Below are 9,830 nucleotides of genomic sequence, written 5' to 3'. Positions count from 1 at the left end.
TGCGGGTCCAGGCACATGAGCCTCTGGCGCCGGCAGGGCGCGGGTCCGTTGTGCCCACCCGTTCCGCCCCAGCGGAACGACTGCCCACAACGGGGGCGCGGGGGTGGGCACCGCCCAGCGGGCGCAGCCCGCAACGGGGGCGGGGTGGGCCCGCTGGGCGGTGGGCGACGGGGTGCGGCGCCTACTCGCTGAAGCGGCCGAAGCGGCCCCGGTGGAAGAGGAGGGGGTCACCGGATTCCGTCGCGTCCAGCCCCTCCACCCGCCCCACCACGATCAGATGGTCCCCGCCCGTGTGGACCGTGGTGATCGCGCAGTCGATCCAGGCGGGCGCGCCGGCGAGGCGCGGGGAGCCGGTGGCCGGGGCCGGGTCCCACGCGACGCCCGCGAACTTGTCCGCGCCGCTCACCGCGAAGGACCGGCACAGTTCGCCCTGTCCGGCGCCGAGGACGTTGACGCAGAAGGTCCCGGCCGCCGCGATCCGGGGCCAGGTGGTCGACGTCCGGGCGACCATGAAGGCCACGAGGGGCGGGTCGAGGGAGAGCGAGGCGAAGGACTGGCAGGCGAAGCCGGTCGGCCCGTCGGCGTCGAGGGCCGTCACGATCGTCACCCCGCTCGCGAAGTGGCCCAGGACGCGGCGGAACTCGCCCGGGTCGACGGGCGGGCGCTCGTCCTCCCGTACCGCGCGCAGGGCGGGCCGGGGCAGTGGTTCCACGGCCGTCGGCGAACCGGCCGCTCTCAGGTGTCGGACGGCGGTGGCCGCCATCCCCGCGTGTCCCATCACACCGTCCATTGAAACTGACGGATCGTCAGATGGGAAGCCTTCGAAGGGGACGACGGCCACCGGTTCCGGTCAGCCCGCGACGGCTCCCGTCGACCGGGTCCACGCGACACCGGACAGGTGCCCGGTCCGCGGCGCCGTCACGGCCACCGTGAGCTTCGTGCCGAGGACGGAGGCGACCGGAACGTACGACGATCCCGTCGCACCCGGGATCGCCACGCCGTTCGCCCGCCACTGGTAGCCGTACGAGGCCGGCGCCGGGGCCGCCGTGGCCGTGCCCGTCGGCCGGAGCGGGCCCAGGAGGGCCGTCGGCAGGGTGGGGATCAGGAAGAGTGCTCCACCGGATCTTCGGGATCTTTCGCGCGAGCGCGCGGGGTTGGGCATTCCGTCCCCCCGGAGCGGTGTGTCCGGCATATGCGCGACACACCCCGGGGTTCCGGTACGACAGCCTCCGCTACCGCCCCTCGTACCGCGCCTCCCGCCGCTCCACGAAGCTCGCCACGCCCTCCTGGGCGTCCCGGGTGGTCATGTTCAGTTCCTGGGCGACCGCCTCCGCCGCGAAGGCGGCAGCGCGGTCCACGTCCAGGGACGCGTTGACCAGCTGCTTCGTGAGGGCGAGGGCGCGGGTCGGGCCCTGGGCCAGGCGTTCGGCCCAGGCGCGGGCCGTCTTCTCCAGGTCCTCCGCGGGCACCACCCGGTTCACCAGGCCCATGGCGAGCGCCTCCGCCGCCGGCACCGCGTCGCCGAAGAACATCAACTCCTTCGTCCGCTGCGGCCCGATCAGCCGGGGGAGGAGGTACGCCCCGCCCCCGTCGGGCACGAGCCCACGGCGTACGAACACCTCGACGAACCGCGCCGAGTCCGCCGCGAGCACCAGGTCGCAGGCGAACGCGAGGTGGGCCCCGATCCCGGCCGCCGTGCCGTTCACCGCCGCGATCACCGGCTTCTCGCAGTCCATGACCGCGCCGATGAACCGCTGGGCGCCCTGCCGGATCATCCTCGCCACGTCCCCCGCGACGCGATCGGCGGAGGCCGAAGGCGCCCCCCGCAGGTCCGCGCCCGCGCAGAAGCCGCGCCCGGTGGCCGTCACCACCACGCAGCGCACGTCCGGGGCGGCGGAGGCCTCGGCCAGCAGGGCGATGATCCGCTCCCGCTGGTCCCAGGTGACCGCGTTCATCGCCTCGGGGCGGTTGAGCGCGATCCAGGAGACGCCGTTCTCGACGGTGTGCAACAGGTCCGGCACCGTGGATCCTCCTCAGCGGCAGACGGCGAGCGCGTCCAGGGCCACCGCCCCCTGCCCGCGCGGCAGCACCATCAGCGGGTTGATGTCCAGTTCGGCGAGGTCGCCGTCGAGTTCGAGGGCCATCCGCTGGACGCGGAGCACGACCTCGACGAGCGCGTCGACGTCGGCGGGCGGTGCGCCCCGTACGCCGTCGAGCAGGGCCCGGCCGCGCAGTTCGTCGAGCATCGAGCGGGCCTCGCGCTCCCCGAAGGGCGGGACGCGGACGGCGGTGTCGTTCAGGACCTCCACCAGCACCCCGCCGAGGCCCACGGTGACCGTCGGGCCGAAGAGCTCGTCGTGGGTCACGCCCACCACCATCTCGACCCCGCGCCCGACCATCTGGCAGACGAGGATGCCGTCGAGGTCGACCGACTCGTACCGCGCGATGTCCGTCAGCTCGCGGTACGTGTCCCTGATCTGGCTGGCCGAGGTCAGGCCCGTCTTCACCAGGCCGAGTTCCGTCTTGTGGGCGAGCTGCGCGCCCGAGGCCTTCATCACGACCGGGTAGCCGACGAGCCCGGCGGCCCGGACGGCGGCCGCCGCGCTCGTCACGAGCTGCTCGCGCGGCACCCGTATCCCGTACGCCCGGAGCAGCTGCTTCGCCGCGTGCTCGCTGAGCCGCCGGCCGGGCCGCATGAGGGCCTGGGCCTTGCGGAGGGACGGGGAGGGGGTGCGGGGGGCCTCGTCGAAGGGGGAGCGGTAGGCGGCGGTGAAGCGGTGGTGGTCGAGGTAGGCCTTCACGGCCCCGATGCAGTTGGAGAAGGTGCGGAAGGTGGCGACGCGCGAGGAGCCGAGGAGGGTCTCGCGGTAGGCCGCCTCCGTCCCGACCGGCGAGCCCCAGACCACGCACACCAGCTTGTCCGTGGCCTCGGCCGCGTCGACGAGGTCCTGGGCGAGCTTGTCGCTCATCGGGGGGAAGGGGCCGGTGATGGGACAGACGAGGACGCCGACCGACGGGTCGGCGAGGATCGCGTCGATGATCTTCCGGCCGCGCCAGTCGCCCACCGGGTGACCGCCGTTGTCGACGGGGTTGGCGACATTCAGGTACTCCGGGATCCACTGGTGCAGCTCGTCCTGCTTGGCCCGGCCGAGCGTGGGGAGTTCGAGCCCCGCCGCCGTGGCCAGGTCGGCGAAGTGGGCGCCCGTACCGCCGGAGATGGAGTAGACGACGACGCCGTCGGCGAGCGGCCGGCGCGCCCGGGCGAGGAGGGCGGAGGTGTCCTGGAGCTGGTCGAGGCCGTCGACGCGGATCACCCCGTACTGCCGCATGGCCGCGTCGACGACCCGGTCGGCGCCGGTGAGCTTGCCGGTGTGGGAGGCGGCGGTGCGGGCCCCGGTCTCGGTCCTCCCCACCTTCACGGCGACCACGGGCACGCCCTGGCGCGCGGCCCGGTCGGCGGCGAGGAGGAAGGACCGGCCGTCCTTCAGCCCCTCCACGTAGCAGGCGATGGCCCCGACCTCGGGGCGTCCGGCGAAGTACGAGAGGAAGTCGGCGGTCTCCAGGTCGGCCTCGTTGCCGGTGGGCGCCCAGTGGGAGAGGCGGACGCCGAGCTCCTGGAGGGTGAAGACGGGCCGCCCCTGGTGGCCGGACTGGGTGATGAGGGCGACGGCGGGGCCTTCGAGGTCGTCGCGGAAGCGTTCGAAGGCGTTGAGGTTGGTGTTGGGGCCGAGGAGGCGGAGCCCGGAGCGGCGCACGGCGGCGGCGAGACGTTCCTGCGCGGCGGCCCCGGCCTCCCCGGTCTCGGCGAAGCCGGAGGCGAAGGCGACCGCGAACTTGACCTTGGTCCCGGCGAGTTCCTCGATCACGGGCAGCGGGTCGGCGACGAGGAGGACGGCGAGGTCGACGGGTTCGGCGAGCGCGCCGACGGAGGGCACGCAGTCGATCCCGAAGACGGTGGTGCGGGTCGGGTGCACGGGCACGAGCCGGGCGCCGACCCGCTCGGCCCAGGCGAGCAGCTGCCGGGTGATGCCGGTGTTGGGCCGGCCCTCGGCGTCGGAGGCGCCGATCACCGCGACGGACTCGGGCCGGAAGAACCGGTCGAGGTCGGGGACGGGCGCGTGCAGCGGCCGGCCGCTGACGTCCAGGTCGCCGGGGGCGGCGGTGACGCCGTGCACGACGACCGGGGGCGCCTCGCCGCAGGCGACCACGCGGGCGCGCAGACCGGTGGTGAAGGTGCCGTGTGTCGATCCAAGCATGTGTGTCGCCCGCCCTTCACCCATCCGCATGCACCTGACGTTCAGTCAGATTACAGAACTGACGGCTAGTCAGGAATGGGTGTGCGGGGGGCAGTACGAGCCGTGCAGGTCAACCGTCCTGATCGGCTCCGCGTCCGGCTCGATCGGAGACCTGTCAGGCTTGATCGGGGACCCGCCCGGCTCGATCGGGGACCTGTCCGGCTCCGTCGACGCCCTGTCCGTCCCGCCCGGCGCCCCCTCCGTCTTGATCGGCTCGCTGCCCGCCCCGGCCGGCGTCCCCTCCGTCCTGATCGGCTCCCCGCTTCGCCGCCGTCCGGGCGGACTGCCGCGCGATCCGGCGGGCGATCCGCTCCGCGTCCCTCGCCAGCTCCCGGAACATCCCGCTGATCGGGTTCGTGAACCCCGTGAAGTACAGCCCGGACGCCCCGCGCGGGCTGCGCGCCCCGTGCGCCACCGGCAGCCCGCGCCCGTCGAGCACGTCCAGGTGCCCGAGGAGCGGCTCCAGGGCACGCCGGTAGCCGGTCGCCGCGATCACCGCGTCCGGGGCGATCCGGCTGCCGTCCGCGAGGAGCACCTCGCCGTCCTCGAAGCCCTCCACGGCCGCGACGATCTCGACCTTCCCGGCCCGTACGGCGTCGACCAGGCCGACGTCCTGCACCGGGATCGCGCCCTCCCGCTGCCGGGTGGCGAGGCCCTTGTCCGGCCGGGGCAGACCGTGTGCGGTGAGGTCGGGCGAGGCGAACCGGGCGAGCAGCGCGCCCATCCGGTCGACCAGGAACACCGGCAGTCGCCGCACCAGGATGCCGGAGCGCTGGGCGGGCCAGCCGAGGGTCGTGCGGCGCACGATGTGCGGGACGGTCCGCACCGCGAGCCGCACCCGGGCCGCGCCGCCGCCGGCGAGGTCGGCGGCTATCTCGGCGCCGGTGTTGCCGATGCCGACGACGAGGACGTCCTGCCCGGCGTACGGCTCGGGGTTGCGGTATGCGCACGCGTGCACGAGCCGCTCGCCGTACTCGTGGCGGCCGGGCCACTCCGGCAGGTGCGGGGTGTGGTTGTACCCGGTGGCCACCACGACCGCGCTCCCGGTGAGCAGGCGCCCGCCGGTGGCGTGCAGGACCCAGTCGGCGCCGGAGCGCTCGACGCGGTGGACCTCGACCCCGGTGACGATCTCCAGCTCGTGCTTCTCCGCGTACGTCTCCAGGTAGCGGACGACGTCGGCGCGGGCGACCCAGCGGCCGAAGGAGCGGGGCATCTTCAGGCCGGGGAGGGCGGAGAGCCGCCGGGTGGTGTGCAGCCGCAGCCGGTCGTAGTGCGCGCGCCAGGAGGCGCCGACGGCGTCGGACTTCTCCAGGACGACGGCCCGGACGCCCCGCGCGCGCAGGGCGGCGGCGACGGCGAGCCCGCCGGGGCCGCCGCCGATGACGTACACGGGGTGGACGGCCTGAGGAGATGGTGCTCGGGGGGTGGTGACCATGAATGCTGAGCGTAATGACGTGTACACGTAGTGGGTCTCGGTCAAGAGGGGATTTCGGTTGCGAATGGGTCACGCGCGCCGGCTCCTCGCGGGCGGACGGGCCGCGCGCCGGCCCCTTGCGCTCCCCGGCCGCCCTGCGCTGAACTGACGTACCGTCAGATCCAGTTCACGGGGAGGGTCCGCATGCAGACCGTCTGGCTCACCGGCGCCGAATGGCTCGCCGTCCTCCGCATCGGCCTCGGCCTGTGGTGGCTGGAGAGCTGGCGCCACAAGGACAAGAAGGGCTGGTTCGAGCGCGGCACCGGCATCGCCTGGGCGGCGGACGTGGCCGGGAAGCACCGGTGGGCGGCCGTGAAGAACGGCTTCGACACCGTCGTCGCCCCGCGCCCCAAGCTCATGGCGTACGTCGTCGTCTACGCCGAACTCGCCCTCGGCCTCGGCCTCGTCACCGGTCTCCTCACCCCGGTCGCCCTCGTCGGCGGCCTCCTCCTCAACCTCCTCTACCTCGTCCTGATGATCCACGACTGGGCCGAGCAGGGGCAGAACGCGATGATGGCGCTGATCTCCCTCGTCGCGCTCCTCGCCGTGTCCTGGCAGACCTGGTCGCTCGACTCCGCGATCGGACTCTTCTCATGACCGCGACCCCGGCGAACCTCCCCGACGTCGACGCCTTCACCCGCCCCTACTGGGACGCCGCCGCCGAAGGACGCCTGCTGCTGCGCCACTGCGCCGCCTGCGACCGCGCCCACCACTACCCGCGCGAGTTCTGCCCGTACTGCTGGAGCGAGGACGTCCGCTGGGAGCGGGCGAGCGGCCGCGCGACCCTCTACACCTGGTCGGTCGTCCACCGGAACGACCTGCCGCCCTTCGGCGACCGCGTCCCGTACGTCGCGGCCGTCGTCGACCTCGCCGAGGGGCCCCGCATGATGACGGAGGTCGTGGGCGTGCCGGAGGAGGACCTCCGGATCGGGATGGAGCTGGAGGTCGCGTTCCGGGCGGAGGGGCCGGACGGGGACGCCACCGTCACCGTCCCCGTTTTCGGCCCCGTCGTCGGTCGTGCTGCCGGTCCCGCCGCCGGCTCCGTCGCCGGTTCCCCCTTCGATCCGGTGGGATCAGACCGGTGAGATGTTCCGCCAGCGCTGGCTCGCGTCGGAGCCGCAGGCGTAGACCGTCGCGGAGAACGATCCGGCCGTCAGGCACAGACCGCTGCTCACGTTCTTGAGCGCCCGCCCCGAGGACGACGAGGAGACGACCTTCCAGGCCTGGAGGGACGAGCTGTTGCACGCGGCGGTGGTGACGGTCATGTTGCCCGAGGGCTGGAGGCAGCGACCGCTGTGCCTGTTGGCCAGCCGGAACGTCCCGTTCGCGCCGGCCGAGTACGTCCAGGAGAACCAGTAGGTGGACGTCCCGTTCCCCTGGGAGCCGCACGTCGTGGTCGTGACGAGGTCGCCGAAGCCCGCGTTGTACTCCGCCAGGCAGTTGCCGGAGGTCGCGTTCTCCAGGGAGTACGTCCCCGAGGGCGCCGAACCGCCGGTCGGCGGGGGCGCGGGCCTGCTGGTGGTGGGCGGGGGCGGGGCGGGCTGCTGGGTCGTCGACCCGCCGGAGGACCCGGAGCCCGAGCCGCCTCCCGAACCGCCGGAGGTCGTGGAGCCGCCGGAGGACGTGGAGCCACCCGCGACGGAGCCCCCGCCGGAGGCGGACCCGTCCCCGGTCCCCGCCCCGCCGGGCAGGGTGCCGGTGCCGCCCGCGCCGCCGCCGACGGAGGCGTCCGGGGGCGGGGCCGTCGACCCGGCCGACGGCTTCCCCGAGGGCTTGCCCGACGGCTTGGCGGAAGGCCTGGCCGACGGCTTCCCCGTCCCGCTCGACGACGGTACGGAGGCGGGCTGCGAGGCCACCGTGGACGGCGAGGCCTCCGGGGACGCCCCCAGTCGCCCGCCGATCTCGTACGGGCCGAGGGCGACGGTCAGGGTGGTGCCGGTCGCCACGACGACGGGCACGGCGAGCATGACGAACCGGTTGCGCCGCCGCTTGTCGGGGGCGGCCGCGCCCGTGAGGGCGATCGCGTCGGGCGCGGCGGTCGAGGGATCCCTCGGGGCCTGCGGGGTCAGCGAGGCCGTCGCCACGTCCTGCGTCGGATCGGTCCGCTCCAGCTCCGCGAGCTGCTCGGCGGTGGGCGCCCCGGCGGCGAAGGCCGCCCGCTCGGCGATCCGCTCGGCGACGGCCGCCGGCCAGACGGCGCCCGCCGCGCCCTCCTCGGTGAGCCCGACGAGCTCGTCCGCCGTCGGCCGGTCCGCCGGATCCTTGGCGAGACACCTCCGTACGAGCTCCGCCAGCTCGGGGTCGCCCTCCGTGAGCCGCCCGAAGTCCGGCTCGCCGTGGACGACCCGGTAGAGCAGGTCGGGCCCGGAGCCGTCGCCGAACGGGGGCCGCCCGTTCGCCGCGTACAGCAGGAGGCTGCCCAGGCCGAACACGTCGGCGGCGCCGGTCAGCCGCCGGTCGGCGACGGCCTGCTCGGGCGCCATGTAGGCGGGGGTGCCGATGACCATGCCGGTCTTGGTCAGCCGGCTCTGGTCGGCCGCGCGGGCCACGCCGAAGTCGATGAGCGAGAGGCCGCCGCCGGTCAGCATCACGTTGGACGGCTTGAGGTCGCGGTGCACCATGTCCGCGCCGTGCACCACCCGCAGCCCGGCCGCCGCCTCCCGCAGCAGCCGCCACAGGGCGCCGCCGGACAGCGGGCCGCCGTTGAGCCGGACGGCCTCGTTGAGGGTGATGCCGGGGATGAACTCGGTCGCGAACCACGGCGGCTTCGCCGTGCGGTCGCTCGCGAGGAGCCTGGTGTTGGCCCCGGCGGGCAGCCGGGCCAGGTTGTCGAGCTCGTGCCCGAAGTGGTTGAGGAAGTCGGCGTCCTCGGCGAGCACGGGAAGGACCCGCTTCACCGCCGCGAACTTCCCGGGCACGGCACCGAGGTAGACCCGCCCCATGCCGCCGGACCCGAGCACGCCGAGCAGCCTGAACGCCCCGATCTGCCGTGGGTCGCCCGTTTCGAGGGGCATCGCCCCACTGCCGCGCAGACTGTCGAGACTGGACTGGTCTTCCGCATCCCCCTGCATGGGCCACACAGTAGCCGAGCGGGTTTGCGACCTGAATGAAGCTCAAGTTCTTGTTCTGTAACTGCGGTTGAGGGCTCAGGGGCGAGCTGGGGCGTCGGGATCCGCCCGCCGTGGGGCGGACCCCGCTCCGTTCGGACGCGAGACGGACGAACCGCTTGTGGTAGCGCGGGGAGCGGCTCGTCGTCCGCGGTGGCTTCGTGGGTCGCCCGGTCACCCCGGTTCAGGCGACGATCGCGATGACCTTCGCGACGTATCCCACCGCCTGGACGGTCGAGTCGACCAGGGCGCCCACGTTGAGGTTGACCCTGTTGCTGCAACGTGCGTTCCAGGCGCCGTTCGAGTCCCGGAAGGCGTCACGGATGGACTGGCGCGAACCGCTCCTGTTCCAGTTGTAGTCGCGGGATCCCGATTCGAAGGTCCCGTGCATCCGGCCGGACGTCTGGAACACGAAGGCCGTGCCGTTGCCGAAGCGCACGACGCAGACGCCGGCGAAGTCGTAGCTCGGCGCGCCCGAGTCGTGCATGTGGCCGGAGTAGCTGTAGGACCCGCTGGGGAAGACGCTCAGCGAGTACCAGCCGCCGACGGGGACACCGCCACCGAAGGTCACGTTCCTGTTGATGATGACCTGCGTGGGCAGGATGGAGGGGCTGCCGGGTGCGAGGTTCGCGGCACTGGACGGCGGCGCGGCCGTCGCCTGCGCCGTGGCCGGGCCGACGACGGTTCCCGCGGCCATCAGGGCGGCTGCGAAGCCCGTCGCGACGCGACGCTTGAGAATGCTGACCATGACTCCGTCTCCTCTGAACAACGGAGAAGGTGTTGGTTTTTCAACCATTGAAGAGTGGTCTTTCCTCACTCTGAGAACGACTGGCCGGTCTTTACCCACCTGCCACCAGTCGTGTCGACCGGTGCTCGCCCATAGGGGGCACCAGTGACCACCTTAGTCAGCAGGCCGGTTCTCTGCGCGCCGGAGAACCGGCCGTCGCCGGGCCG

The 9,830-nt window shown here is 73.6% G+C and carries 9 protein-coding genes; 2 read left to right on the top strand and 7 right to left on the bottom strand.

What is annotated here, in order from left to right:
- Positions 1-181 precede the first annotated feature (181 nt).
- From ACIGW4_RS34490 to ACIGW4_RS34470, 5 genes are all read right to left on the bottom strand, one after another.
- On the bottom strand, positions 182-763 hold the full coding sequence (locus ACIGW4_RS34490) for a flavin reductase family protein (RefSeq protein WP_399585367.1): 582 nt from the start codon (positions 761-763) through the stop codon (positions 182-184).
- An 87-nt stretch (positions 764-850) separates the two neighbouring features.
- Positions 851-1,162 carry a hypothetical protein gene (locus ACIGW4_RS34485; protein WP_399585358.1) on the bottom strand — a complete coding sequence of 104 codons (312 nt, stop codon included), beginning with the start codon at positions 1,160-1,162 and terminating at the stop codon, positions 851-853.
- A gap of 70 nt (positions 1,163-1,232) precedes the next feature.
- Complete coding sequence (locus ACIGW4_RS34480) at positions 1,233-1,955, bottom strand: enoyl-CoA hydratase/isomerase family protein (RefSeq protein WP_399585364.1); 723 nt, start codon at positions 1,953-1,955, stop codon at positions 1,233-1,235.
- Between the two features lie 78 nt (positions 1,956-2,033).
- Positions 2,034-4,256: an acetate--CoA ligase family protein gene (locus tag ACIGW4_RS34475; protein WP_359591441.1), complete on the bottom strand. Its 2,223-nt coding sequence runs from the start codon at positions 4,254-4,256 to the stop codon at positions 2,034-2,036.
- A gap of 154 nt (positions 4,257-4,410) precedes the next feature.
- The gene (locus tag ACIGW4_RS34470; protein WP_399585355.1) at positions 4,411-5,730 is read right to left on the bottom strand and encodes a flavin-containing monooxygenase; all 1,320 of its coding nucleotides are present in this window, start codon (positions 5,728-5,730) and stop codon (positions 4,411-4,413) included.
- Between the two features lie 183 nt (positions 5,731-5,913).
- Here ACIGW4_RS34470 and ACIGW4_RS34465 point away from each other — a divergent pair, with 183 nt between their 5' ends.
- Together ACIGW4_RS34465 and ACIGW4_RS34460 are read left to right on the top strand one after the other, a co-directional pair.
- Positions 5,914-6,366, top strand: coding sequence for a DoxX family protein (locus tag ACIGW4_RS34465; RefSeq protein ID WP_359591442.1), 453 nt, complete (start codon positions 5,914-5,916; stop codon positions 6,364-6,366).
- On the top strand, positions 6,363-6,854 hold the full coding sequence (locus ACIGW4_RS34460) for a Zn-ribbon domain-containing OB-fold protein (RefSeq protein ID WP_399585352.1): 492 nt from the start codon (positions 6,363-6,365) through the stop codon (positions 6,852-6,854). Before ACIGW4_RS34465 ends, ACIGW4_RS34460 begins: the two co-directional genes overlap by 4 nt.
- Here the strand turns inward: ACIGW4_RS34460 and ACIGW4_RS34455 are convergent.
- The gene (locus ACIGW4_RS34455; RefSeq protein ID WP_399585350.1) at positions 6,843-8,840 is read right to left on the bottom strand and encodes a protein kinase; all 1,998 of its coding nucleotides are present in this window, start codon (positions 8,838-8,840) and stop codon (positions 6,843-6,845) included. The genes ACIGW4_RS34460 and ACIGW4_RS34455 overlap by 12 nt on opposite strands.
- Positions 8,841-9,060: 220 nt before the next feature.
- Complete coding sequence (locus ACIGW4_RS34450; protein WP_123454474.1) at positions 9,061-9,624, bottom strand: hypothetical protein; 564 nt, start codon at positions 9,622-9,624, stop codon at positions 9,061-9,063.
- Between the last annotated feature and the right edge of the window lie 206 nt (positions 9,625-9,830).

Origin of the sequence: Streptomyces sp. NPDC053513 (assembly GCF_044544765.1) — a bacterium.
In the GTDB taxonomy this organism is placed as follows: Bacteria; Actinomycetota; Actinomycetes; order Streptomycetales; family Streptomycetaceae; genus Streptomyces; species Streptomyces litmocidini.
Note: the sequence above shows the minus strand (reverse complement) of the source record. Positions and strands in the feature narration are given on the sequence as shown.

Coding starts and splice junctions, on each gene's coding strand:
- ACIGW4_RS34485 (WP_399585358.1), bottom strand. CDS start 1,162: ATGCCCAACCCCGCGCGCTCGCGCGAAAGATCCCGAAGATCCGGTGGA.
- ACIGW4_RS34475 (WP_359591441.1), bottom strand. CDS start 4,256: ATGCTTGGATCGACACACGGCACCTTCACCACCGGTCTGCGCGCCCGC.
- ACIGW4_RS34470 (WP_399585355.1), bottom strand. CDS start 5,730: ATGGTCACCACCCCCCGAGCACCATCTCCTCAGGCCGTCCACCCCGTG.
- ACIGW4_RS34450 (WP_123454474.1), bottom strand. CDS start 9,624: ATGGTCAGCATTCTCAAGCGTCGCGTCGCGACGGGCTTCGCAGCCGCC.
- ACIGW4_RS34455 (WP_399585350.1), bottom strand. CDS start 8,840: ATGCAGGGGGATGCGGAAGACCAGTCCAGTCTCGACAGTCTGCGCGGC.
- ACIGW4_RS34460 (WP_399585352.1), top strand. CDS start 6,363: ATGACCGCGACCCCGGCGAACCTCCCCGACGTCGACGCCTTCACCCGC.
- ACIGW4_RS34480 (WP_399585364.1), bottom strand. CDS start 1,955: ATGAACGCGGTCACCTGGGACCAGCGGGAGCGGATCATCGCCCTGCTG.
- ACIGW4_RS34490 (WP_399585367.1), bottom strand. CDS start 763: ATGGCGGCCACCGCCGTCCGACACCTGAGAGCGGCCGGTTCGCCGACG.
- ACIGW4_RS34465 (WP_359591442.1), top strand. CDS start 5,914: ATGCAGACCGTCTGGCTCACCGGCGCCGAATGGCTCGCCGTCCTCCGC.